Genomic DNA, 25736 nt, shown 5'->3' with positions numbered 1-25736 from the left:
TCATGGATAATACCGGGCAAGGCGCCCGGCGGGTACGCCCAGGAGATAGAGGCTGATCAGCACCCAGTTGCGCAGGGTGCAGCGGAGAACACCTTCTTTTTCCCAGCGGCGGGCGGAGGTGGAGACCCGGGCATCCAGGAAGACGACACGGTCTCCACGGCGCTTGATCCGCCGCATCAGTTCCACGTCCTCCATGATCGGGATGTCCCGGTAACCGCCGATCCCTTGGAAACAGGACGCTCGGATGAAGATGGCCTGGTCCCCGTAGGGTATGCGGGTGAGGCGGGATCTCCGGGAGGCGATCCGCTCGATGATCCGGAAGACCGGCCGGGGTGAACGGATGGTCAGGTCGAAGGCTCCCGCCGCGGCCGACACGTCCTCCATGGCTCGCCGGATCATGGTGAAGGCCCCCGGAGGCAGGTCCGTGTCGGCATGGAGAAAGAGAAAAATCCGCCCCGATGCCCGCTCGGCCCCCCGGTTCATCTGGACGGCACGTCCCCGGGGCGACGTCAGGCAAACCACGTCCGGATCGTCGATGCTCTCCAGGGTGCCGCCTGCCGGATCGCCGTCCACGACGACGATCTCCGGGACTTCGCCGGTCTCGCACTCCCGGATCCGGCGGATCCGCTCGCCGATCACGGCCTGCTCGCCAAGAACGGGAATGATGACGGTTATCTCGGGACGATTTTTCATGCGGTTCCTTCCATGTTCACGGGTAGATCCTTGCGGCATGTCGCTATTGCATTGCAACCGGAAAAATCGGGTGACGTTTTCTGTTTTCCTTTGACATCAGAGATACTGCCACCCTGTTCTTCCGCCAGGAGAAATAGAAACATCGTCCGTTCAATTAAGCAGGTTCAGGATCAGCCGGTGTCGCCTCAGATCCCCGGGATTCTTCTCAAGCATGGTTACTGCGGCATCCTGAACCACCGGAAGCAATCTCCCAACGTCTGCCTGCTGATCAAGGCACATTCAGAGATGGAGAACTCAGGCTGAAGCGCTGCCCGGGACTGCTCGGCTTGTAGCTGCTCGCATCTATCGTCCGCTCCGGGCGGCTCCGACATACTACCATTCTTGAATTCTAAATACCTATTTATCATCGCGTGACGCTTGACAAGTGATATCGCACATGTTATATAACGGCCCGCATCCAACGAACAAGGTATTGCTTATGTATTCCGTGCCAATCTTTATGCATTGATATCATTTGAGAAAGACAGATCCCATGGACCTCCCGGAGCAGATTAAAAAGATCCGCGCCCAACTCGGCCTGACTCAACAGGCCTTGGCCGGACATCTGGGTGTTTCCTTCGCCACCGTAAATCGCTGGGAAAACGGTCAAACCAGGCCATCCCAATTGTCATGGAAACGAATTCAAGAACTGGAGATCAGCTTTCGGGGAGATAAGGATGCGACTGAAAAGCCGGCCGTAAAACCCGCCACAGCCACCCTGGATTTCACCGGTTCTCCGGATGCCGTTGGACTCCTTGCAGAAGGGGAACGGCTTTCTTTCGGTCATCTTGTAAATCCATCATTCGCAACGGAAATTTCCAGCATCGATCCCCTTCCCCACCAGAGAATCGCCGTCTACGAACGGATGCTTCGGCAACCCCGGCTCCGTTTCCTTCTTGCCGACGACGCAGGCGCCGGCAAGACAATCATGGCCGGCCTTTACATTCGTGAGATGCTGTCCCGGCGGCTAATAAGGAGAATCCTGATCATACCGCCCGCCGGACTCGTTGGAAACTGGCAACGGGAACTCATGTCCCTTTTCAATCTGCCGTTCCGGATCATCAGTGGAAGCAATGCCCGCCAGGAGAATCCCTTTCAGGGAGAAAACAGCGACCGGGTGATCGTCAGCCTCGATACATTGACCAGCAACCGCGTTTTCAACCGGTTGAAGGAATCCGAAACGGCCCCCTACGATCTGGTCATATTCGACGAGGCACACAAACTGGCTGCAAGTCGGACCCCGGATTTCAGGGTCACGAAAACGGGGCGTTATCGGCTTGCGGAGGCCCTGGCCGGAGTTCGAACGGCGGATCCCGACTGGACGCTTCCCTGGAATGCCACCCATCTGCTTCTGCTGACTGCGACGCCGCACATGGGGAAGGACTACCCTTATTATGCGCTGTGGCGACTTCTCGAACCGGAGATTCTGACCACGCAGGAAGCCTTTGACGCCTTTCCGGCCGACCAGCGGTTCGTTCACTTCATCCGTCGCGCAAAAGAAGAAATGGTCCACCTGGACGGACGTCCTCTTTATCCAAAAAGGATTTCCGACACGTTCGGCTATGAGTTGTCCAAGGGTGAAATCAGCGAACAGGCACTCTACGACGAGACAACCGAGTACCTGCTGTATGTCTACAACCGGGCGAAGCTGCTCAATAGGGAAGCGGCACGCCTTGCCATGAGCGTGTTCCAGCGCCGCCTGGCGAGTTCCACGTATGCCCTTCTCCGATCCCTGGAACGACGGATCGAAAAGCTCGACGGATATATTGAAGACGTCCAGTCGGGCAGGATCACCATAGACCAGTTGCAGCTTCTGCAGCGGAGCATTCAGGACGATGATGACATTCTCGAATCGAAAGCGGCTGACGATGAATCCGGCGGTGGAGAGCGGGAAGACAATGAGGCAGCGGAAGACAAGCTGCTGAAAGGAGTCATCGCAACCTCTCTAGCGGAGTTGGTTGCAGAAAAGGAGATTGTCGTACGCCTGCTCAACCTGGCCGGGCAGGTATATGAGCGGGGGCAGGAATCAAAGTTCGAGAAGCTGCGTGAGCTTATCTCGGAAAGACGCTATCGCGAAGAAAAACTCATCATCTTCACGGAACACCGCGATACAATGCATTTTCTGGTCAGGCGTCTGAACGGCCTGGGGTACACGGATCAGATCGCCCAGATTCATGGTGGCATGCATTACACCGAACGGGAAGAAGAGGTGGAGCGTTTTCGCAGGCCCGTAGCCGAGGGCGGAGCGCGCTTCCTGGTCTGTACGGACGCAGCCGGCGAAGGGATCAACCTCCAGTTCTGCTGGATCATGATCAACTACGACATCCCCTGGAATCCAGCCCGCCTCGAACAGAGGATGGGCCGCATCCATCGTTACGGCCAGAAGCACGATCCGGTCGTCATCATGAACCTCGTCGCTCCCGGCACAAGGGAAGGGCGCGTCCTGAAAACGCTCCTCGACAAACTGGAATTGATTCGCCGCGAACTGCAGTCCGACAAGGTGTTCGATTGCATCGGCCGGATTTTCCAGGGCGTGTCCATAAAACAATACATGGAGCGAGCCGTCCTTGGAGAAGAAAAGGCCGCCCTTCTCGACCTGGAGGGCCGCTTGACGAAGGAGCAGATCGAGGCCCTGGCAGCGCAAGAGCGAGTCCTTTTCGGATACGGAGGGGACGTGGCAAGAGAGCTCCCTCGCCTGCGCAAAACGTTGCGGCAGGAGATCTATTTCCGGCTCCTGCCGGGATATGTCCGCCAGTACATCCAGCGGGCCGCCCCCCTTGCCGGCATGGAGATAGAAGGAGATGTGGACGGTATTTTCACCTTGCTGCCCACACGCAGCGGTGCAACCGATCCCATCCTGCCCGCTTTGGAACTTTACCCTCCGGAAGCGAGAAGCAGCCTCTGCGTTTCACCATCGAAAGACGAACGGAAGGATGTCGTCTGGGTGCACCCCGGAGAACCGGTATTCGAGTCTTTTCGAGCATTGGTGAGGAACCAGCTTGCGGGGGAAGGATCGAAGGGGGCCATGTTCGTCGATCCCACAGCCACAAGGCCTTATCTCTTCCATGTCGCCCTCCTTACCGTTTCCCGCAAGGCGGATCCGGAATTCCCGGATCTTTCCCTGGATGAGACCCTGGATTGCCGCCTTGTCGGTCTGAAACAGCATGAGGGGACGGAGATGGCCCTTTGTCCCGTGGAACACCTCCTTCTCTTGAAAGGCGGGCGGGGCATTCCCCAAAAGGCCCAGAGAATGGCCCTCCGGGCAGAGGAAGAAAAGGAGCTTGCCCGCGCATTCCTGACGGAGCGCACGGCCCGGGAGATGGCTCAGGGAAAGAGGACCCGCCTGCTGGAAACCCTTCCGGAGAGGGAGAGATTCATTCGGCGCGGTTTTGACTATCAGGAGGCCGAACTGGCCATGGCACGGGCCAAACAGGCCGAGAAGGCAAGAACCGGCAAGCGAAAGGCCGTTGAAGCCCTGGAGGACATCAAGCGTCAGCAGCGGCAGCTTGCGGAGCGCAGGGACCAGGCACTGGCCGTTCTTCATCGCGAGCCCGATCTGATCGCCCCGGAGGCCGTTCAATTCATCGCCCACGCCCTCGTCGTCCCCTCTTCCGACCGCGAGGAAATCCGTCAGCATGACGTCCAGGTCGAGCAGGAGGCCATGAGAATTGTGCAGGCCTTTGAAGAGGCCGCCGGGGCCAGGGTCATCGACATCCATACGCCGGAACTGGCCCGGAATGCGGGGCTGCCCGACAATCCGGGATTTGATCTTTTGTCCGTGCGGCCCGGCGATGAGATGCGAGCCATCGAGGTCAAGGGGCGCGCCGAGACGGGGGACGTGGAAGTAACCGAAAACGAATGGGCCAAGGCCTGCAACATGCGCAACGGTTACTGGCTCTATGCCGTCTTTGACTGTGCAACACAGGAACCGCGACTGATCAGGGTTCAGGACCCGTTCGGACGTCTTCTTGCCAGGCGTAAGGGGAGCGTTCTGATCAGCGCCAGGGAAATTGGACAGGCGGCCGCGGAGGAGGGATAACTTGGCGTCACCCAGCGTATTCTTTCCATTTGAAATGACGGTTCCGGCCCGCTGGACAAAATTAGGAAGCGGCCGAAAAATACCGCACCCCCTGCAGGCATACAAAAGTTTGACGGAAAGGCATCGGCTGCCATATAATGTTGCCACAAGCACCCCCGTTAGCTTCGGCGAAAGGGCGCAGAGTCGTCTCGAAAGGGACGGCTCTTGCTTTTTTAAGCGGAGGCGGCAACGAGGATCTGCTTCTACTCCATCACCTCCCATTTCTTCTTCGATTCGGTTCAGAGAACGCCCTGCAGGTGGCTCGGCATCGAATATTTATTTGCCTGGACAAGCAAAATATCTACCTGTTTTGGACTCCCCGTTATATGCAAGGGAAAAAGAAAGTTCGAAATGCATGTTTTAAGTTCATGATAAGCTCAACGGATGTCCCTAAAAGAGTGAAAGGAGACTGATAATGAGCAAGGCATTAACAATAAACAGCCACTATAAGGATGCGTTGAGTAAACCGAATGGGGCTCGATTCTTCCGATGTGCTCTTCAAGTCAACCCTTTTGAATACGTTGTCAGGCATAGTAAAGAAACCCTTTATAAGGATGAAGCCTCTTATAATGTTGCGATTATCCAAGCCTGCATTGATGAAGGTATTGAGGTTATTGCCGTAACTGACCATTATCGGATCAAGTCGTCGGAAAAACTTATCGAAGCGGCAAGAAAAGAAGGTTTATACGCCTTTCCCGGCTTTGAAGCAGTGACAAAAGAAGGGGTTCATTTTCTCTGTTTATTAGACCTTTCTGTGCCCTTTGATGTAGTTCAGGCAAAGATTGCCGATTGTGGAATCCATGACGAGAAGGAATCGTCACCGCTTGGGAAATACGATTCCAGTGAGTTGCTAAGCGAATGCCGCAAATGGGGTGGAGCCATATGTATAGCTGCACATGTTGCTTCCGATGGAGGATTGCTAAGAGTTCTTAAGGGTATACCAAGGGTAACCGCATGGCGGGATGACAATCTTCTGGCTTGTTCATTACCGGGTTCCGTCATGGATTCACCGGACGATTTGCGACAAATCATACAAAATAAGGACGTCGCCCATAAGAGAAACAGACCCATGGCAATTATCAATTGTCAGGATGTTAACAATCCGAATGATCTGAAAAAACAGGGATCTTCCTGTTATATAAAAATGTCCAATGTATCAATAAATGGATTGCGCCAGGCATTTCTTGATCCGGAATCCCGAATCCGCCTGATGAGCGACCCGGAGCCCGACGACCATACTGAATTTATAACTTTAGCATGGGACGGCGGTTTTCTGGACGGTGAAAGCATTCACTTTAACGAAAACTTGAATGTCCTGATCGGCGGCAGAGGAACCGGGAAGTCTACCGTTATTGAAAGCCTGAGATACGTTCTACAACTTGAATCTATTGGCGATGATGCGAGGAAATCAAGTGAGGGAATCATCAATCAGGTATTAAAAAACGGAACAAAGATAAACCTTTCAGTGCGATCGCACCGCCCGGACACAAGAACTTATCTCATAGAAAGATCGGTTCCAAATCCACCGGTTGTAAAAGATGATCTTGGAAATGTATTAACGATCGCTCCTCAAGACATTTTACAGCATGTAGAAATCTTCGGACAGCATGAAATATCAGAACTTGCAAAAAGCCCTGAGAAACTAAGAGTTCTTCTCGAACGATTCATCGAATTTGATCCAAATATCGAAAAAAGAAAATTAGAGCTAAAACGCGAATTGGAACGTTCTCATACAAGAATCATGGATGTCAGGAAAGAGATTAAGCAAATTGATGAGCGTCTGTCATTATTGCCTGCTCTCTTGGAGACATTAAAACGTTATCAAGAAGCAAAGTTAGAAGAACGGCTCAAAGATCGCAGTCAACTGGTTCGAGAAGAGCGCATTTTAAAAACTGCATCTGACCGGTTAAAACCTTTTCAGAACGCTCTCAATGATCTTGAAAATGCACTGCCGATTGACAGAGCTTTCATATCTGAAAAAGCCCTTCAAGATCTTACGGGGCGCAATATATTACATCCCCTCAATGATACATTGATGACACTCGATCATGATGCGAATAAGATCGTAAAAGATTTACGGCAGTCAATAAGTAATGCGAGCGGTAAAATTGATGAGATAAGATCACAATGGGATGATAGAAAGAAGATCGTTCAGGCCTCTTACGAGAAAATATTAAGGGAGCTTCAGAAATCAAAAGTCGATGGTGAGGAATTCATCAAATTACGGCAACAAGTCGAGGATTTAAAACCGCTAACGGAGAGAAAATCATTACTGAACCGAAACGAAAGAGAATACATAGGCCATCGACGGAATCTACTGGATGAATGGGAGAATCTGAAGCGTACCGAATTTCAAAGACTTGAAAAGGCAGCAAAGAAGATTAACAGGCAATTGCCTGATCGTGTCAGAATACAGGTTCTTTTTGCTGGAAACAGACAACCTTTATTGGATCTGTTAAGGTACGAGGTCGAAGGCAGATTTGCTGAAGCTCTTGAGGTGTTGAGGCAGAAACCCGATTTATCAACTGTTGCATTAGTAGATGCCTGTCGAGCAGGGAGAGAAGAACTGATACGTAAATTCGCACTACCCGGCGCTCAGGCGGAACGACTGATCCAAGCCGGCGAACCGGCATTCATGAAGATCGAAGAGCTTGAATTGCCTGCTACGGTCAGTACCGAACTGAATGTCTCCCCGGAGGGGCAGCCGGCACAATGGCAGAGATTGGAAGACCTGTCAAAAGGACAAAAAGCAACGGCAGTACTTCTTCTGCTTTTACTTGAATCCGACGTTCCGTTGATTGTCGATCAACCGGAGGATGATCTGGATAACAGGTTTATCACAGAAGGCATTGTTCCCAAAATGCGTGAAGAAAAAAGGCGCAGGCAATTTATTTTTGCAACCCACAATGCCAACATTCCCGTATTGGGCGATGCAGAGCTGATTTTAGGGCTCCACGCAGTCGGTGAAGCAGGCATGGGTAAAGCAGAAATACGAAAGGAACACATGGGCTCCATAGATGATGAACCGGTCCGTGAACTGGTCGAGGAAATTCTCGAAGGAGGGAAGAACGCTTTCGAGACAAGACGATTGAAATACGGATTTTAAGGAGAAGCAATATGACGAAGACAGAGCTTCTGGAAATGATACGTAATCTGGAGAACTCCGGTGTCGAATTTAAACGTGACACGATAGAAGATTACAAGCTTGCCAAAGAAATTGTTGCGTTTTCAAACTCTGATGGAGGACGCATACTGCTGGGAGTCGATGATGATGGAACAATTACAGGAATAAGTCGCAGCAACTTGGAACAATGGGTAATGACAACCTGCCGAGACAAATTGCGTCCTGAAATCATTCCGTATTTCGAAATTGTTCGAGACGTTGAACCTGGAAAGGATGTGGCTGTTATTACGTTAAGAAGAGGCTGGACGGTTCATTCACGATGGCATAATCACCATTCAACTTATTATATCAGGGTGGGAAGCGAAAGCAGGGAAGCAAGCAAGGAGGAACTTGAAAGGCTGTTTCAACAGCGTGGAGCATTCAGGCTGGAAGTTCGCCCTGTCTCCGGTTCGTCAATAGGGGATTTTGATATCAGGAGATTACTGGACTATTTCCAGCGGGTGAGAAGACAAGACAGTCCGCCTGTCGATAATATGCCTGGTTGGCAACAACTGCTCGTCAATACTGAAATCATGACGGATGAGGAAGGGGGTATTTCCTGTACTGTTGCCGGTTTATTGTTGTTCGGTAAAAATCCAAACCGTTATATCCCTCAAGCCGGGATTGATGCCGTAGCCTATCCGGGAACGGAGAAAGACTATGCCGCGTATAAGCGTCTTTCGATCCGCGGACCAATCGTTGGACTGTTTACGGCAGAGAACCAGTTGATTGAATCAGGAATCGTCGAACAGGCGGTTCAATTCATAAAAGAGCACGCGGGCATTTCCGAAGGAATTGAAGAGGGCATTCGTGTTGAAAGCCCGACATATCCGGAAGAAGTCGTTCGCGAAGCCGTGGTCAATGCCGTTGTGCACAGAGATTACCTCCTCTCGGCCTCCAACATAGAACTTTCCGTCTATACAGATCGCATCGAGATTATTTCGCCCGGAAGGCTGCCAAACGGCATTACACCCGAGCGCATGCGTGTGGGCTGCCGGGCGGCGCGCAACCAGCTTCTCAAAGACATTTTGAGGGACTACGGATACATGGAGCATATGGGCATGGGTGTACCGAGAAAAATCATCAAAGGGATGCGCAACCACAATGGAACCGAGCCCGACCTTGTCGAAGATGGAGAACGCTTCATTCTTCGCCTGTGGAAAGGGGCGACGTCTTGAATGATACAAGCCGCTTAATCGAGCACGCCTTTCCTCTCGAACAGGCATCCCTGGACTCGGTCCACGAAAAGAACGTGCGTCACGGACACATCTCGACGTTCCACATCTGGCCGGCCAGGCGGCCGCTCGCGGCCTGCCGGGCCGCCCTGATCGCCACCCTGCTGCCGGACCCGGGTTCCCGGCCGAAGCCGGAGGGCTTGTCCGAAGACCAGTGGAACAAAGAGGTTCTGAATCAGCGTCGTGAACTTTGCGAAAAGATCGGCGGCCGGGTGGTCAAGACGATCGAGAAGAAGCGGATGCCCGGCGGCCGGATCGTGGAGCGGGAAAAGAAGGTCACCGAAGGCGGCATCCTCCACTGGGGCCGGGAGACGACAAACAGGGAACTCCTGGACTGGTTCCGGCAGGAAATCCGCAAGGCCCACGGCGGCCGGGCGCCGAGGGTGCTCGATCCCTTCGCCGGCGGCGGCGCCATCCCCCTGGAGGCCATGCGGCTGGGCTGCGAAGCCACCGCCGTGGACATCAATCCCGTGGCCTGGTTCATTCTCAAGTGCACCCTGGAATATCCGCAGAAGCTGGCCGGCCGGACCTATCCTCTCCCGGAGTTCATTCTCGAAAACGAGGATTTCATGGAGGCCTTCTACAAGGCCCATCCGCACCTGGTCGGCCGGACCAAGATGACCAGGAAACAGAAGAAGGCCTTCTCGCAGGATCTTTTCCTGCAGGACAAAGAAGACACCGGTCGGGCGCCGAAAGCCGACCTGGCCTGGCACGTCCGGGCCTGGGGCTGGTGGGTCCTGGACCGCACGAGGCGGGAACTGGCCGGCTATTATCCGATTTACGCGGACTTCGAGCCCCTCGACAAGACGGTGCCCAAACCTTACGAAAAGCAGCCGATGCGGGCCGTACCCCTGAAGGACGACGGCACGCCGGATATGGAGCCGCTGAACGGGGAGTTCAGCGGCGAGTACCTGCGGGAGAAGACCAATCCCCGCTGGGTGGCCAAGCCGACGGTGGCCTACCTCTGGGCGCGGACGGCGGCCTGCAAGAACTGCCGGGCCGTCATTCCCCTCCTCAAGACCCGCTGGCTTTGCAAGAAGGAAAAGAAAAGGGTTCTGCTGACGATGGAGCCGAACGCCGACCGGTCCGGGACAACCTTCGGCATCGAGAACGACGTGCCCGTCAAAGGGGTCAACACGGCCCAGCGCCGGGAACACGACAAACAGATCGGCGGCGGGACCATGTCGCGATCCGGTGCGAAGTGCCCTTGCTGCGGAACCATCATGACGATGGAGGACATCCGGCTGGAAGGCCGGGCCGGGAGGCTGGGGACAGTCAACACCGCCGTCGTCATGGAGGGACAGAAGGGAAAGGAATACCGCCTGCCGACGGACCTGGAAATCCGGATGGCCGCCGAGGCGGAGCAGGCCGTGGCGGATGTGTTCGCCGGCATCCCCTTCGGTCTGCCGGATGAACCGCTTCCCAGCAAGGAAGCCCTGGGATTTCGGGTGCCCCTCTATGGCTTCGACCAATGGCAGAAGCTGTTCACCCCCCGGCAGCTCCTGGCCCTGGGAACCTTTGTGACATGGACGCGCAAGCTCGCGGATAAGCTCAAGGTCTCAACGTATCCAAGTGAGTGGCTGGAACCACTGATAGCTTATCTGGCTGTGGCCATTGATCGGATGGAAAACAGGGGGAGCGTGCTCTGTATCTGGAATATGCCCGCAGAGAAAATCGAGCAGACATTTGCCCGCTTCGCACTTCCTATCCTTTGGGATTTTGCCGAGTCAAACCCGTTGGCCACCGCCAGCGGCAACTATGCCGGAGAAATTGAATGGGTTTCACTCGTCTGTTCCCACGTCGCGGAAGCTGCAACTCATTCACCCCTTACCCAAGTAGAAACAAATTCAGCTACTTCTATTCAGCAAAAGGGTTTCGATGTCATCGTAACCGATCCTCCATACTACGATGCCATCCCATACTCGGACTTGATGGATTTCTTCTACATCTGGCTTCGCCGTAGCACTCGTGGATTAAATGATGAAATTAATGAAGTTTTTGAACCCCCTTTGTCACCAAAGTGGAATCACGAGACTGAAGATGGCGAACTGATTGACGACTCGAGCCGATTCGGCGGTGACAGAGCGAAATCCAAGAAGACCTACGAGAATGGGATGTTCAGAGCGTTCTCCGCTTGTCATTATTCGTTGAATGCTGGCGGGAAAATGGTTGTTGTATTTGCTCATAAACACCCTGACGCATGGGAGACACTGGTTTCAGCGATCATCAGGGCGGGGTTCATTGTCGATGGATCATGGCCGATACAGACGGAAAGAACTGGACGGATGCGGGCAAATATATCCGCCGCCCTCGCTTCCTCCGTATGGCTCGTCTGCCGCAAGCGGCCGGAAGCGGCCAAGCCGGGCTGGGACGGAAAGGTCATGGAGGAGATGCGGGTCAACATCCGCGGAAAGCTCAGGGAATTCTGGGACGCCGGCATCCGGGGGCCCGACTTCGTCTGGGCGGCCACCGGCCCGGCCCTGGCGGCCTACAGCCGGCACCCCGTGGTCCGGAAGGCCAACGAGCCCGATCGGATCATGACGGTGAACGAGTTTCTTTCCCACGTCCGGCGGATGGTCGTCGATTTCGTGGTCGGCCGGGTCCTCTCGGGGAACGGCCTGTCCAGGAGCGGGGACGATGCGGACACGGCTGTCCAGGACCGACTCGACGAACCGACTGCCTACTACCTCCTCCACCGCCACGACTTCGGCATGGAGGATGCCCCGGCGGGAGCCTGTATCCTTTATGCCGTTTCCTGCGGGATCTCCGACCGGGAACTGGCCGATACCTGGAATCTGATCGGCGCCACCAAGGGAAAAACAACTGAAATGGATGGAGAAGACGCAGAGGACGACGATGCCGAAGGGGCGGCGGAGACGGAAGAATCGGGCAGCAGGATAAAACTGAGGACCTGGGCGCAGCGGAAGAGCCGCTCCCTGGGCCATGAGGCCCCCGGCGGCAGTCCCGTTCCCCTGATCGACCGCGTCCACTGCCTGATGCATCTGTGGAGGGAAGGCGACGTTCACCGGGTGGACGATTACCTCGACGACAACGGCCTGCGCCGGCAGGAGCTTTTCAAGCGGCTGCTGCAGTCCCTGATCGAGCTGTCCGCCCGGGGCAGTGAAGAGCGATCCCTCCTGGAATCCCTCAGCAACCACGTCCAGGCCCGGGGGGCTGTAAAGGACGCCAGTCTCGGACTTCCCGAAATGGAACCGTAAGAACGGGGATCCGAAACAAGAACGAAGAGACGGTTCCCCAGACCGAAAGAAAGCGAGGACTGCCATGATCCGTTTGATTGAAGCCCTGAATTTTCGGTGCCTCCGGCATACGTCACAGGCCCTGGGGCCGTTTCACATTCTCGTGGGTCCGAACGCCAGCGGCAAGACGACGTTCCTGGACGTGATCGGATTCCTGGGCCGCATGGTGTCGGACGGAGTTGATGCGGCAGTCCGCTACCACACCGACAACTTTGAAGACATTCTGTTTGCCAGAACGGGGCGGTTTTTCGAACTGGCGATTGAGGCCCGGATCCCGGAAGCCAAGAGAGCGCTTCCCGCAAAGGGCCATTTTGACACCATCCGTTATGAAGTGCAGATCGGCATGGACGAGCAGGGCGTTGTCGGCATCTTGGAGGAAAGGGCGGTTCTGAAAACCGCACGCACGAAGCCTCCCCGGCCGAGAGAGCTTTTCCCGATGGAGGTGCCGCCTCCTTCCACAATCCTGGAGGGGAAACCCCGAAAGAACGCGAGGACTGTTCTGAGCAAGAGCTTCGAAGGCAACGACAATTTCTACTCCGAAGTCCTCGAGGAATCCGGAAAGGGATGGTTCCCCTCCATCCGGCTGGGACCCAAGAAGTCGGCCCTTGGAAACCTGCCGGAGGATGAAACCCGCTTCCCGATCTCCACCTGGCTGAAACGCCTGCTGACGGAAGGGGTCCAGCTCTTCATGCTGAACAGCCTCTTGATTCGCAAAGCGAGCCCTCCCGGACAGATTCGCGGTTTCAAGCCCGACGGATCGAACCTTCCGTGGGTGATCTCCGATCTGAAGAAGAAAGACGAGCCGCGGTTCCGAGCCTGGATCCGCCATATTCAAACGGCCCTTCCCGACATCAGGGATCTGCAGATTATTGTACGAGAAGACGACAAGCACGCCTACCTTGTCATTCACTATGAAGGCGGCCTGAAAGTGCCTTCTTGGATGGCCTCCGATGGAACGTTACGCCTGCTGGCCCTGACTCTTCCGGCATATCTCTCTGATTTCAAAGGAGTTTACCTCATCGAGGAACCGGAAAACGGAATTCATCCGGGGGCTGTGGAGACCGTGTTCCAGTCGCTCTCCTCCGTGTATGACGCTCAGATCCTGCTGGCCACTCACTCTCCCATCATCTTGAGCCAGGCGAAGGCATCGGATGTGCTTTGCTTCAAGAAAACGGAGTCCGGTTCGACGGACATCGTGATGGGCAATGAGCATCCGCATCTGAAAGATTGGAAAGGACAGCCGAATCTCAGCGTTCTGTTCGCCAGCGGGGTTCTGGGATGAGCGACGGCAGAAAGGACTTAATCGTTCTGGTGGCCGACAAGAGCATGGAGGAGGCCGTTGAAAGCGTCCTTTCAAGACCCCCTTCCCTTGGAATTCAATCCATTCGCTGGGAAATCTTTCGTCATCCGGAGAAAGACGCCGGCTGTCGAGCCCATGGCATCGCCTTTCTTGAGCCTCATGTTCGTTCATACAGACATGCCCTGCTCATGTTCGACCGGGAGGGATGCGGCGATGAAACAACGCCCGTAGAGAATCTGGAGGCAATCCTCCGAAGAGACCTCCGACACTCATGGGCGGATCGCGGGGACGTGGTGATCATCGAACCCGAACTGGACATCTGGGTCTGGTCCGATTCGCCGCGGGTTGACGAAGTCATCGGCTGGCCGGCAGGAAGCCCCTCTCTTCGTTCGTGGCTCGAGTCGAAAGGATTTCTTCCTCCGGGACGGACCAAACCGGAACGACCCAAGGAAGCACTGGAAGCCGTCCTCTATGAGATAAGGAAACCGTATTCCGCTTCACTTTACGGGGAGTTGGCAAAACGTGTGAGTCTGAAGCGTTGTGAGGACCGTGCATTCCTGAACTTCAAATGCATTCTGCAACACTGGTTTGGAGGAGAGTGATGGCCAAATTATCCTGGAAGCCGTGGCATGAGGTGGTGAAGCTTCGGGACGACCTGAAAGCGGGAAAGCTTCCCCTGCACCTGTTTGCGGCCGATCTGTACGAAGTTGTCATGCAGAGCGGGAAACGGCCGGTTTACGAGAAGCCGGAAGAGTTTTTCTCTCTCACCTTTCCTACATACAACCTGCGCCAGCTTGCCCGGGACGTGGTCCTGCGGCTGGCCGGCCAGAACGACAAAGCCGTCCGGCAACTGGAGCTGACCTACGGCGGGGGAAAAACGCACACGCTGATCACGCTGCGCCATCTCGTACATGATCCCGGCAAGCTCCCGAAGCTCCCAGCCGTCGATGAATTCATCGAGACGATCGGACAGAGGCCTCCCCGCTGCCGCGTCGCCGCCCTGTGCTTCGACAAACTCGACGTGGAAAAGGGCATGGGGGTCCGCTCCCCGGACGGAAAGTCCAGGATGCTCCGGCAACCCTGGAGCGTACTGGCCTGGCAGGTAGCGGGCGAGGAAGGGCTGCGCCTTCTGCACGCCGAGGGAAAGCCGGAGGAGCGGGAGTCGGCACCGGCGGAAAACCTCCTGACGGAATTGCTGGAAAAACCACTCGCAGAAGGGCTCGGCATCCTGATCCTGATTGACGAAGTCCTGCTCTACGCCAGGGAGAAAATCGGCAGGGACTCCACGAAACTGCAGAGCCTGGTCAACTTCTTCCAGTATCTGACGCAGGCGGCTACGAAAGTGGACCGCTGCTGCATCGTCGCCTCCCTGCTCACCAGCGAACCCACAACGGAAGATGAACTGGGGAGGAAGATCAAGGCGCAGCTCTACAACATCTTTCAGCGCCAGAGGGAAGCGGCGGTGGAACCGGTGGTGAAGGAAGACGTGGCGGAGGTCCTGCGCCGGAGATTCTTCAAGCCGGAGTCGCTGAAGGACCGGGATTCCTTCCGGCAGCATGTCGTCGCCGCGATCAAGGGCATTGCCGCCGTGGACGACCAGACGGCCAAAGACGGCGCCGAGGCGGAGGACCGCTTTTTCCGCAATTACCCCTTTCACCCGGACCTGACGGACGTTTTCTATTCCAAGTGGACCCAGCTCGACCGCTTTCAGCGGACCCGGGGCGTTCTCCGGACGTTCGCCCTGGCCCTGCGGGAGGCTGGCGAATGGGACCGGAGTCCCCTCATCGGGCCGAACGTCTTCCTGGCCGCACCGGGGAAAGAAGGCCTGTCGGAGGCGCTGCAGGAGCTGGTCACCGTGGCCGACACGGAGGAATGGGAAGGAAAGAAGCAGGCCTGGGCACCAATCCTGGACAGCGAATTCCAGAAGGCAAGGCAGATCCAGGATGACTCTGCCGGGCTCAGGTACCGCGAGATCGAACAGGCCGTAGTGGCCGCGTTTCTTCATTCCCAGCCGATTGGAAGCACAGCCAGGACGAGAGACCTCACCGTCCTGGCCGGCTCGACGCGTCCCGATCGAATTGAGCTTGAAAAAGGCCTTATCCGCTGGGCCCAGACCAGCCACTGGCTGGACGACCTCTATGCCTCCGCGGCGGGAGGAGCGTCTCTGCCCGACATGTGGCGGCTTGGGAACAAACCGAATCTCACCCAGATGCATGCCGACGCGGCGCGCAATATCAGCGACCCTGCGGTGCAGGCGCGCCTGCTCGATGAGATCGGCAGGCTGAAGGTCCTGACAGCCAGCGCCTCGGCGGCGGGCGTCAAGGTGCACATGCTGCCGACCCGGCCCCGGGATATAGAGGACGACGGGACGTTCCACTATGCGGTTCTCGGACCGGCGGCGGCATCCGACTCGGGGAAGCCTTGCGCCGAAGCGAAGCGGTTCCTGGATGAGACAACCGGCCCCGACAAGCCGCGGGTCTATCGCAATGCCGTCCTCCTCCTCGCCCCGTCCAAGGACGGCGTGGAACTGGCGATGTCGCGGGTAAAAGATCTCATGGCGTGGGATGCCGTTCAGGAACACGTCAGGAAACAGCAACAGGACGGCAACGTCGATCCCGCACGGGCACAGACCCTCCAGATCCAGATCGACCGGGCCAAGGGACGCATCCCGGATGCCATCAAGCAGGCATACTGCATCGTCGTCACCGTCTCGGAAAAGAACGACAATCATGCCTTTAAAATTACGATTACGGACGATCCGAACTTCATCACCGTGAAGAACGATTCCCGGTCCCGCCTGCGGGAGACACCCATCGCCGCCGAGGCTCTGCTGCCCGACGGCCCGTACGACCTCTGGCGGGAAAAAGAGACTTCCAGAAGGGTCAAGGACCTGGCGGGCGCATTCGCCCAGCTTCCCCATTTGCCGAAAATGCTCAAGGCAAGCGCCATATTGAACACACTGGCCGATGGCTGCGAGAAGGGTGCCTTCGTCCTTCGCCTGACGAGACCGGACGGGTCAAGCAGAACTTGGTGGATGGCAAGACCCGACGAGGCTGCTCTGAATGACCCTGCCATGGAGCTTGTTCTTCCTCAGGCGGCGGAACTGCAGGAGATTCCATCCTCGCTGCTCGCACCGAAACAACTGCCTTGGCTCTGGACCGGAGACGAGATAACCGTCCAGGATGTATCGGATTTCTTTTCCGGAAAGACGGTTGTTCAGATTGAGAAGGATGGCTATAAAGAGCCCCTGGCCATTCCAAAGGCATCCGCGGAAGTCATCGAACAGGCCGTCACAGCCGCTGTCGAGAACAGCAACATATGGCTTCGGTCGGGTCCGGCCAGTATCCTCGGGGAAACAATTCCCCCGGGAATTTTCAGCGCAAAGGCATCACTTTGTATTCCGCCACCGCCTGTCACGGCGCCCGCTCTCCTGCCTGAGAATCTTCCCGGCGCCTGGAAGAAGGGCTATGCCTCGGGACTGTCTATCGCCACAGCTCTATCCGTCAAGGAGAGCAAGGCTCTCCCCTGGAAGACCACCAAGGACGCCATCAGCGGCGCACTACAGGCGCGATTCCTTGAACTCGACGACAAGTCGAGGCCCTGGCCCTGCGACCTGCCGGACGCGAAAGCCATCATTCTGAAAACACCCGAAACTCCGCCTCCGCCGCCTCCGCCGCCCGGCAAGCTTCTGTCGGCCGAGGCCGATCTGGATCCGAACCAGATTCAGGATCTAGCGGAAATTGTCCCGGAACTCCTGAAAATCAAGGCCGAAGCCGATATTCCGATTCAGTTCCGCGTTCGCATTGAAGTGGGAGACGGCAAAAGCAAGCCGCCTGAGGATGTAGCGGCGGCCTTCAGCAAGCTGATGGAGTCCATCAAAGAAAAATGGGTACTGAAATAACGGAATGCCGACATTGATGGGAACTTACGATTTGAACTCCTGAGCCATAAAGGAGTTGCATTCCATGCCGGCCAACTTACCGCCCCACTATTTCGAGGCAGAGCAGCGCTTCCGGGAAGCCCGGACCCCCACGGCCAAGATCGAGGCCCTGGAGGAGATGCTCGCCATCATGCCCAAGCACAAGGGCACCGACAAGCTCAAGGCGATGCTCCGGGAGCGGATCTCCAAGCTGAAGGAGCAGGGGCAAAAGAAAGCGGGGGGAACGAAGGCAAAGACCCCCTACAGCATCGAGCGCGAAGGGATCGCCCAGGCCGTCCTTGTGGGGATGCCCAACACCGGCAAGTCCTCCCTCCTCAACCGGCTGACCAAGGCGACGGCGGAGGTGGGCGACTTCCCCCACACGACCCACCGGCCCACGCCGGGCATGGCCCCCTACGAAAACGTCCAGATCCAGCTCATCGACACGCCGCCGGTCACCCCCGAATACACCGACCCGGAGCTGGGAGACCTGCTCCGCCGGTGCGACATCGTCGTCGTCCTCCTGGACCTCCAGGCGGACCCGCTGACCCAGCTGGAGGAAACCCTCGCCGTCCTCACGGGATTCCGCGTCTTCCCGGAAGGCCGCCCGCTCCCGCCGGACCTGAAGAAGATCCCCTTCGTCAAGACGATGCTCGTGGCGGTCAACAAGATGGACCGTCCGGAGCACGAGGCGGACTATGAAACGTTCCTGGAGCTGTCGGAGGTGAAGATCCCCGCCATGGGGATCTCGTCGAAGACGGGACGGAACCTGATGGCCTTCCTGGAGACGCTCTACGGGATGTCCGGCGTGGTCCGGGTCTACACCCGGCGGCCGGGAAAGGAGCCGGACATGACGGCCCCCTTCGTGATCCCCGAGGGCTGCACCATCGAGGAGATGGCGGAGATGATCCACAAGGAATTCGTGGCGAAGCTCCGGTATGCCCGGATCTGGGGGCGGGCCGTCCGGGACGGCCAGATGGTCCAGCGGGACTACGTCCTTCAGGACGGCGACGTCGTGGAGCTCTGCGTCTGACCCGGGCCGCCCTCCGTCCGATACGCCATCAGGTAGTCCATGAACAGGCTGTGGTGGGGCTTGAACCGGAAGCTCTTCTTGTGAATCAGGAAAAAGGAGCGCTCGATGTTCCAGCCGCCCACCGGAACGATGCACAGGCTTCCCGCCTCCACCTCCCTCCTGACGGCATGAATGGACAGGAACGCCGGCCCCGCCCCCGCCAGGACGGCCTCCTTGACCGCCTCGGAGCTCCCCACCTCGCACATGAGACGGATCGAAGAGGCGTCGAGGCCGGTCTCCGCCCTGAGATAGGCCTCCAGGGTCGCCCGGGTCGCCGAGCCCCGCTCCCTTGCGATGAAAGGCGATTCCGCCAGCCGCGCCGGGGGAAGCTCCTTTTCCCCGGCCCAGCGATGGTCCGGAGGCACCACGAGGACGATGCGGTCGCTCCACAGGGGAAACGAGACGACGCCGCGGTGGACCGTCTTCTTCCCGATCAGTCCCATCTCCGCCTGGTCGTGAAGCACCGCCTGCAGGGTCTCGTCGCTGTCGTGGGTCCGGACGCTGATCGTGATGCCCGGATGGAGGCGATGCCAGGCGGTGATCACCCCCGGCAGGATATACGTGGCCGGAATCGTGCTCGCCGCGATCTGGATGCGGCCCTTCCCCGTGCCACGGCTGTCGGCGATCCGGTCCCAGGCCTCCTCGCGGAGACGGAGAATCTGCCGGGCGAAATCGCACAGATGGCGGCCTTCCGTGGTGAGAATCCCCCCTTCCCGCTGCCGCACCAGAAGCGGCGTGCCGACCAGCTCCTCCAGGTTCTGGATGTGCCGCGTCAGGGACGGCTGGGAGAGGTGGAGCCGCCGGGCCGCACGGGAGAAGCTCCCGGTGTCCGCCAGGGCCGTCAGGGCTTCCAGATGCTGGAACGTGATGCTGCGCGAGAAGTCCTGCCTGTTGGTCATGATCCTTCCTCCCCGCCGTCAGAGTGGGCGAATTTCACGATAGGTGCCGCGACGGTCCAGGATATCGGCGACGCGGGAGCGGTCCCCGGCGGAAAAGCGGATGCAGACGCCGCAGTCCGAACTGATGTGCCGGGGGACCGGGACGAGCTTGTAGGGCACCCCCTCCTCCTTCAGGATCTTCTCCGCCTGGACGGCATGGTGGACGGAGTCGAAGAGGACCACCCACCAGGTCTCGACGTGCTCCGTCATGGTGAGACCACCCGGGCCGCCGCCATGGATCCGGCGATCTCGTACATGTTGGACACCGAGCCGACGGCCAGGCGGTCCTTGACATCGAAAAAGTTGAGGCACGTTCCGCACACGAGGACCTCCACGCCCGCATCCCTTAGCCGCCGCAGGTCATCGAGAGCCGGGGAGTCGTCGAGGGCCAGCAGCACCCCCGTGTTGTAGCAGATGACCTTCGCCGGCAGCGGGTCGAGCTGGGTCAGGGTATGGATGAAGGACTTGATCAGGATCTCCCCCAGGGCCTCGTTCCCCCGTCCCATCCGGTTTTCCGGCAGGGACACGACATATGGTCCTCCACCCGATGGCGCGCAGACGGCCAGGGCCTCCAGGTCCTCCCGTGCGGCCGGCGGCGATGCACCCCGGGTCAGGTGGATGTGGACGATCCCCCCGCCCTTTTCCTCCAAGACCATCTCGCAGCCCATTTTCGCTCCGAGGCGGCGGATGTTCTCCACCGCCATGGGATTGTCCACGATCACGGCGATCCGCTCATTCGTTTCCAGGGCCTTCCCGGCCAGGATCACCGGCTGGGGGCACGCCAGTCCCCTGGCGTCTACGATTTCACGCATGGCGTCTCCTTTCTCCGATCACGAACAGCCGGAACCGTGTTCCGGCCCGGTGTCCAACATGTAACGGTGCCGCCTCTTCCCGATTCCTCAAGCCGAGCAGGTCAAGGCCCCGGCACAGGAGGAACCGGCCCCGGCGGTGCAGCCGAAGCAGTGTTCCGCCGTCACGACCTGCCGCCGGCTCAGCCGGTCCAGGTCGAAGCTCTCGATCCTCCGGGGCGCGCCGTGATTCACGGCCATCCCCAGGGCAAGGTTGAAATCGCAGTCGTAGACAGTCCCGTCCCAGTCGACGCATACCTGGTGCCGGCACATGACGCCGTCCAGCGTTGCCGGATTGAAGGCCTCCCGGAGGAGGGTGCGGTATTCGTCGAGTGCGCCTTCCCGCTCCAGGTGGCTGCGGAAACGCCCGATCGGCATGTTCGCCAGTACGACCAGCCGGCTGAAGGATATCCCGAACCGTTGCCCCAGCTCATCCCGGAAGGCTCCTTCCAGGATCGACTGGTCCGGCGGCAGAGCGGGACCGCCGGGATTGAAGGCCAGGTTCAGCGCCGGCCCTCCCTGTCGGCCATACCCGGCTTCGTTGAGGCGGCGGATGGCATCGATGCTCTTTTGATAGACGCCTTCACCTCGCTGGGCATCGACATTCTCCTCCAGGTAGCAGGGCAGGGAGGCGACCAGCGAGACCCGGTGGTCCCGGAAAAAGGTAAGCAACTCCTCGCCGCCGGGCTCCAGGAACGCCAGCAGGTTGGTTCGGACCTGGACCGGCCGGCCCTGCGACCGGAGCGTCTCGACGAACGGGCGGAGCCCCGGATTCATCTCCGGGGAGCCTCCGGTGATGTCCACGAGCTCGAATCGATGGCGTGCCGTGATGGCGAGGATCCTGTCCATGACGTCCCGGCCCATGAGCTCGGTGCGCCGGGGCGAACATTCCAGGTGGCAGTGGCTGCAGGTGAGGTTGCAGGTTCTTCCCAGGTTGACCTGGAGGGTGCGGATCCCTTCACAGACCAGCCCCTCTGTCCGATACTCCGAAACTCTGCGGTCAAATTCGTTCATACCGTCACTTCCTTTCCTGTCCACCGCGATCCGGTGTATCACAACCGGATTCCGCGGTTCTATCATTTTAAGCGTCGTCCGGAATTCCCCGGCCCTGTCCGTCGGAACCGGAAGACTGCTTGCCCGCGCATCCGGCACCGGAACGGCATCATAATGGATCCACCCCTCCCCTGCCTGCCCGCCACCGCCGCCAGAACAGGGGGATCAGCGATACCAGGACAATGAGCCCGATGCCGATCAGCAGCCCGGCGGAAACCTTTCCCCGGACCAGGTCCAGGAGCGAACTCGAAAATACGATATAGGCGATACAGGCCGGGAGCATGCAAAGGAAGGTCGTCACGGCGTAAGGCCAGAAGCGGATCTTCGTCAACCCGAAGGCATAGTTCAGGAGGTTGAACGGAAACAGCGGGATGAGCCGGGTGAAGGCCACGACCTTCCAGCCGTGCCGCTCGACTCCCTCGTCGAGGCGCCGCCACCGGGGGCTCCTCAGTTTCATCTCGACCCAGTCCCGGGCCAGGTAGCGCGCGACGAGAAAGGCCAGGCAGGCGCCGGCGGTGGCGCTGGTGATGGTGTACACGACCCCCCAGAAGGGGCCGAAGAGAATGCCCCCGGCGATGGTGAGCGGCAGGCCCGGCAGGAGAAGCACCGGGGCCACCGTGTAGAGCAGCATGTAGAGAACGGGGGCGAGCATGCCGTATCCGGCGATGACGCCTCGGAGGGTCTCCTGATCCAGGTAGCGCGTCGCCCCGGTCAGACGGACGGCCGCGATGGCCCCCACCAGGGCGGCCAGGATAAGCAGGCGAAGCGCCCACCCCCCCTTCTTTTCCGGGGCCCCATGAACGGTCCGCTCCCGTGACACAGCAAACGCCGATTCTTTCCGGAAGCGGTTCTTGAGGCGGAGCCGGTTCCAGTAGGTGAAGGGCGCCTTCGCGACGCGAATCTTCCCTGCCAGGGCCGACTCCGGCTCCCGCAGGACATCGAGGACATGCACCACCGGGGAGCGTTCGCCCAGCCGGTTCGCGCAGCCGGCACAGCAGGTGACGACCGGCCGCTCCGCGATCTCCGCCGTCGCGCGGTCCGACCAGCGGCCGGAGAGCTGCGGGGACAGGCAGTCCACGCCCGCTCCATTGCCGCAGCACAGGGTTTTCTTTCCCGCGTGCTCCATATCGGTGTGGCGGACGCCCGCCCCGGCGATCAGTCGACGCACCGCATCCTGGGCCGCCTTGTGAAAGCGGATGCCGCACGGATCATGGATGACCACGTTGCCGCAGTCCGACCCGGCAGGCCTGCCTCCCTCCGGCAGGACCTCGTAGACGGTCCGTACAGCCAGTCCGCCTCCATACTCCCGGAACATGTCGTGGCAGTTGGGGCAGGCGACGAGGACCTCCCGGACACCCTGTGCGAGGAGCCAGTCCCGCATTTCCGAAAACATGGCGAAAAAATGCGTCTCCCGGCCAAGATCGTGGGAAATCCGGCCGCAGCAGTCAAGAACGATGCCCAGCGCGGGATCGACCTCGCGAAGGATCTCGAAAAGCTCCCGCGTCCGCTCCGGACGCGTACCCGGAAGGGCACAGCCGGGAAAGAGCACGGTCCGGCAACCCTCGGGAAGGCCGTACCAGGTGAACCGCCGGGACATGCCGCGGCGCTCGTAGGCCAGAAGGCCGTCGTGCTCGGGAAACGAGCCGCTTCCGCGGTCCACGGACTCGCGGCGCATCTCCAGGAACAGGGTCCGGGGACTCAGTCCCGCGGGACAGACCGCGTCGCAGAGGCTGCAGAGGCTGCATTCGAAGGGCAGAACCGGACCTTCCTTCGACGCCGGGTCGTAGCGCCGGGCGATCTCCCCGGGTGTTCCGTACGTTTCCAGGAATCCGCATTCTTCCACGCAGAGGCCGCAGTCGGTGCAGTCCTCCGCCATGCCGGCCAGGAGTTCCCGCAGGGCCGGACGGACCGCTTGCGGGGCGTTGGTCCCGGCCTCGCTCCCGGGTCTGTTTTTCAGGGAATCACTCATGGTTTTCAGAGAAATCAGGACCGCCCCGGCTATGCCGGCCGCAGCCCTCGCCAAACCGAAACGGCGTCAGCCTCTCCCGACGAGCCGGTAAAAAACCGCCAGGGGGAACGCCTCCCGGGCCGGCAGGACCTCCGGCCGTCCCCGGAACCGGGAGTTGGGACGGAACATCCTGCGGGTTGTGCTCAGGTGCGGATAAGCGGCGTTGCTGGTGATCCCGACGGGGCAGGATTCCAGGCAGGTCAGGCACCCCGTCCCCTGCTCCACCGCCGCCCTCCGGTTTCCGCCGAAACGGATCCGGAATCCTTTTCCCGAGGCGTCATAAAAAAGGTCACCCACGGCGGCCTCCCGGGACAACCCGGGCCACTGCGCCGTCAGGACCAGGGCGTCGCCCTCCACGGTTTTCCCGTAATCGTCAGTCGCCAGGCTGTTCCCGGGTCGCGCACCGATCCGGACCAGGGCATCATGAAGCGCCGCGGGCTCCGCCGGCGACACCAGGATGAATTTGTCGGCAAGCCTTCCCGTTTCGCAGCCGATGCCCCAATGGGTCGTCGTCTCGGTGAGACGCCGCAGGCTGACCTCCGCATACATCGCCACGGTGCGCGATTTCGGGTCCACCGCGAGAGGGTTCCCCCGGGTGGGCCATCCCTTCGGCCAGCCTGCTGCTCCCGGTACCTGGGCCGCCTGGAGCCTCCCCTGCGGGCCCACGGTCACGGCTCCCGTCGCCAGGAGCAGAAAGACGAGAAACGCCCGACGGGACATCCCTGCATCCGGACGAGGCAAATGTCTGTATTCCGGCTGGAAAGAAACTTCTTTCATGCGTACGAATTCTACCGCCTGTTTCAGTACCCGTCCCCGGCATACCCGTCATCGAGGAGTGGTTTTGTATCCGCCTTGTTGAAGCGCACCGGTCACCCTCCAAAATGCGCGACGCCGGAGAGGGATTCACCGGCGCCGCCATTCATCTTTGCTGGAAATGGATTCGTGCCTCCCCTATTTCACCTTTTCGACGGGATAGCCCGCTTCGTCCCAGGCCTTGATCCCGCCCGGGTGGCGATAGACGTTCCTGTATCCCAGCTTCACGGCCCACATGGCGCCGTTGTGGCTCCGGGTACATTTTACAAACCCGCAGTAGAAGACGATCAGGCGATTCTTGTCCGGTCCCAGCAGTTTTTCCAGGGCGGCCTTCGTCTTGTCGTCCAGCTTCGTCATCTCCGGAATGGGGAACTCCATCTGGACAGCCCCGGGGACATGCTGTTTTTTGTAGCTCGCCTCGAAGGGCATGGTATCCACGATCAGCACGGGTTTCTTCTGGTCGATCCAGGTCTTCAGCTCCTGGGTGGCCACGACCTTGTAGCCGCCGCGGGCAACCTCGGCGGCAAAGGTCACGGCGACCTTTTCCGTCTCCAGTTCCTTGGCGCCCCAGGCCGCCAGGGCCGCTCCGGCAAAGCCGAAAACCAGGGCCAGGCAAAGCGCCACTCCCAAAACCGCTTTTCGTTTCATCATGATTCCTTATTCTCCTTTCTTCTTTTCATGGATTCTGTTGAGACCCGGTCGAGTCCGGAAACGCTGGAACCAATAGAGGTAGGGAATGACGATCCCCGTAATCACGATGTCCCGGATCAAGGCCTCCCGGAGGCTGCTCCTTCTCGCCAGTTCATCGGCGCCGAAACAACCGCAGTCCACGTCCAGGTCACCCAGGATTCCATACCCCAGGACGGCAATGAAGAAGATCATCAGGACGGTGATGCCCGCCAGGCTCCCCCGGATCTCCAGCAGGAGTGCGATTCCCGCGACAACTTCGACCAGTGGCAGTCCAATGGCGACCACCGGCAGAAGCGCCTCCGGCACCAGGTCGTATGCCGAAATCGTGACGGCGAAGGCCTTGGGGTCCAGGAGCTTGACGCTGCCGGCGTACAGGAACAGGACCGCCATCGCCAGCCTCAGCAGGTGATACAGAACGGGAGACGAGAAGATGTTTTTCAACCGATCGGTCAACAGGGATGCTTTCATCGGGGAAACGTTTTTTGGGGACTCGATTTCATGAATCATCACGGACTGCGGCTTCATCGGGTCACGGATGAAGCGTGATATATGATGATATATTATATGTCAAATTCATAATATGCATAATAGTGCTCTTTCTATCAGCATGGCTGATATCAGTCGATGGTG

Annotated in this window: 17 protein-coding genes; 8 read left to right on the top strand and 9 right to left on the bottom strand. The window is 58.7% G+C overall.

The genetic code is table 11. The features are described from left to right. Positions 1-693: a TIGR04283 family arsenosugar biosynthesis glycosyltransferase gene (locus PLO63_10065; protein HOI74480.1), complete on the bottom strand. Its 693-nt coding sequence runs from the start codon at positions 691-693 to the stop codon at positions 1-3. 532 nt (positions 694-1225) lie between these two features. On the opposite strand from PLO63_10065, the gene PLO63_10060 reads away from it, so the two are divergent. The 8 genes from PLO63_10060 (at position 1226) to PLO63_10025 (ending at position 18717) form a co-directional block, all read left to right on the top strand. Further along, positions 1226-4771 (top strand): helicase-related protein, encoded by a 3546-nt coding sequence (locus tag PLO63_10060; protein HOI74479.1) that lies wholly within the window; start codon positions 1226-1228, stop codon positions 4769-4771. 454 nt (positions 4772-5225) lie between these two features. Then, positions 5226-7916 (top strand): hypothetical protein, encoded by a 2691-nt coding sequence (locus PLO63_10055; GenBank protein HOI74478.1) that lies wholly within the window; start codon positions 5226-5228, stop codon positions 7914-7916. 11 nt (positions 7917-7927) lie between these two features. Beyond that, positions 7928-9151 (top strand): ATP-binding protein, encoded by a 1224-nt coding sequence (locus tag PLO63_10050; protein HOI74477.1) that lies wholly within the window; start codon positions 7928-7930, stop codon positions 9149-9151. Further along, positions 9148-12426 (top strand): DUF1156 domain-containing protein, encoded by a 3279-nt coding sequence (locus PLO63_10045; protein ID HOI74476.1) that lies wholly within the window; start codon positions 9148-9150, stop codon positions 12424-12426. The genes PLO63_10050 and PLO63_10045 overlap by 4 nt, the downstream gene beginning before the upstream one ends. Positions 12427-12490: 64 nt before the next feature. After that, entirely contained in the window at positions 12491-13747 is a 1257-nt protein-coding gene (locus PLO63_10040) for an ATP-binding protein (GenBank protein ID HOI74475.1), read from the top strand. Continuing rightward, positions 13744-14367, top strand: a complete 624-nt coding sequence (locus tag PLO63_10035) for a hypothetical protein (protein HOI74474.1) — start codon at positions 13744-13746, stop codon at positions 14365-14367. The genes PLO63_10040 and PLO63_10035 overlap by 4 nt, the downstream gene beginning before the upstream one ends. Then, entirely contained in the window at positions 14367-17666 is a 3300-nt protein-coding gene (locus PLO63_10030) for a DUF499 domain-containing protein (protein HOI74473.1), read from the top strand. Before PLO63_10035 ends, PLO63_10030 begins: the two co-directional genes overlap by 1 nt. 64 nt (positions 17667-17730) lie before the next feature. After that, the gene (locus tag PLO63_10025; protein HOI74472.1) at positions 17731-18717 is read left to right on the top strand and encodes a 50S ribosome-binding GTPase; all 987 of its coding nucleotides are present in this window, start codon (positions 17731-17733) and stop codon (positions 18715-18717) included. Here the strand turns inward: PLO63_10025 and PLO63_10020 are convergent. The 8 genes from PLO63_10020 to PLO63_09985 form a co-directional block, all read right to left on the bottom strand. Beyond that, positions 18684-19655, bottom strand: coding sequence for a selenium metabolism-associated LysR family transcriptional regulator (locus PLO63_10020; GenBank protein ID HOI74471.1), 972 nt, complete (start codon positions 19653-19655; stop codon positions 18684-18686). The two genes, PLO63_10025 and PLO63_10020, sit on opposite strands and share 34 nt — an antisense overlap. Before the next feature lie 18 nt (positions 19656-19673). Then, on the bottom strand, positions 19674-19904 hold the full coding sequence (locus PLO63_10015) for a DUF3343 domain-containing protein (protein HOI74470.1): 231 nt from the start codon (positions 19902-19904) through the stop codon (positions 19674-19676). Next, positions 19901-20506: a sulfurtransferase-like selenium metabolism protein YedF gene (gene yedF, locus PLO63_10010; GenBank protein ID HOI74469.1), complete on the bottom strand. Its 606-nt coding sequence runs from the start codon at positions 20504-20506 to the stop codon at positions 19901-19903. The genes PLO63_10015 and yedF overlap by 4 nt, the downstream gene beginning before the upstream one ends. A gap of 87 nt (positions 20507-20593) precedes the next feature. Further along, positions 20594-21556, bottom strand: coding sequence for an arsenosugar biosynthesis radical SAM protein ArsS (gene arsS, locus PLO63_10005; GenBank protein HOI74468.1), 963 nt, complete (start codon positions 21554-21556; stop codon positions 20594-20596). Between the two features lie 148 nt (positions 21557-21704). Further along, complete coding sequence (locus PLO63_10000) at positions 21705-23564, bottom strand: VTT domain-containing protein (GenBank protein HOI74467.1); 1860 nt, start codon at positions 23562-23564, stop codon at positions 21705-21707. A 66-nt stretch (positions 23565-23630) separates the two neighbouring features. Then, a complete protein-coding gene (locus tag PLO63_09995) occupies positions 23631-24323 on the bottom strand; it encodes a YdjY domain-containing protein (GenBank protein ID HOI74466.1) in 693 nt (230 codons plus the stop codon). A gap of 231 nt (positions 24324-24554) precedes the next feature. Continuing rightward, positions 24555-25067, bottom strand: coding sequence for a rhodanese-like domain-containing protein (locus PLO63_09990; protein ID HOI74465.1), 513 nt, complete (start codon positions 25065-25067; stop codon positions 24555-24557). 6 nt (positions 25068-25073) lie between these two features. After that, a complete protein-coding gene (locus tag PLO63_09985) occupies positions 25074-25559 on the bottom strand; it encodes a MauE/DoxX family redox-associated membrane protein (protein HOI74464.1) in 486 nt (161 codons plus the stop codon). Positions 25560-25736: the final 177 nt, after the last annotated feature.

Source organism: Syntrophales bacterium, assembly GCA_035363115.1.
Lineage (GTDB): Bacteria > Desulfobacterota > Syntrophia > Syntrophales > PHBD01 > PHBD01.
Note: the sequence above shows the minus strand (reverse complement) of the source record. Positions and strands in the feature narration are given on the sequence as shown.

Bases quoted from the DNA above. Each gene is read 5' to 3' on its own strand.
- PLO63_10030 (HOI74473.1), top strand. From the start codon at position 14,367: ATGGCCAAATTATCCTGGAAGCCGTGGCATGAGGTGGTGAAGCTTCGG.
- PLO63_10055 (HOI74478.1), top strand. From the start codon at position 5,226: ATGAGCAAGGCATTAACAATAAACAGCCACTATAAGGATGCGTTGAGT.
- PLO63_10065 (HOI74480.1), bottom strand. From the start codon at position 693: ATGAAAAATCGTCCCGAGATAACCGTCATCATTCCCGTTCTTGGCGAG.
- PLO63_10000 (HOI74467.1), bottom strand. From the start codon at position 23,564: ATGAGTGATTCCCTGAAAAACAGACCCGGGAGCGAGGCCGGGACCAAC.
- PLO63_10020 (HOI74471.1), bottom strand. From the start codon at position 19,655: ATGACCAACAGGCAGGACTTCTCGCGCAGCATCACGTTCCAGCATCTG.
- PLO63_09995 (HOI74466.1), bottom strand. From the start codon at position 24,323: ATGTCCCGTCGGGCGTTTCTCGTCTTTCTGCTCCTGGCGACGGGAGCC.
- PLO63_10040 (HOI74475.1), top strand. From the start codon at position 12,491: ATGATCCGTTTGATTGAAGCCCTGAATTTTCGGTGCCTCCGGCATACG.
- PLO63_10060 (HOI74479.1), top strand. From the start codon at position 1,226: ATGGACCTCCCGGAGCAGATTAAAAAGATCCGCGCCCAACTCGGCCTG.
- PLO63_10035 (HOI74474.1), top strand. From the start codon at position 13,744: ATGAGCGACGGCAGAAAGGACTTAATCGTTCTGGTGGCCGACAAGAGC.
- PLO63_10015 (HOI74470.1), bottom strand. From the start codon at position 19,904: ATGACGGAGCACGTCGAGACCTGGTGGGTGGTCCTCTTCGACTCCGTC.
- PLO63_10025 (HOI74472.1), top strand. From the start codon at position 17,731: ATGCCGGCCAACTTACCGCCCCACTATTTCGAGGCAGAGCAGCGCTTC.
- arsS (HOI74468.1), bottom strand. From the start codon at position 21,556: ATGAACGAATTTGACCGCAGAGTTTCGGAGTATCGGACAGAGGGGCTG.
- PLO63_10050 (HOI74477.1), top strand. From the start codon at position 7,928: ATGACGAAGACAGAGCTTCTGGAAATGATACGTAATCTGGAGAACTCC.
- yedF (HOI74469.1), bottom strand. From the start codon at position 20,506: ATGCGTGAAATCGTAGACGCCAGGGGACTGGCGTGCCCCCAGCCGGTG.
- PLO63_09990 (HOI74465.1), bottom strand. From the start codon at position 25,067: ATGATGAAACGAAAAGCGGTTTTGGGAGTGGCGCTTTGCCTGGCCCTG.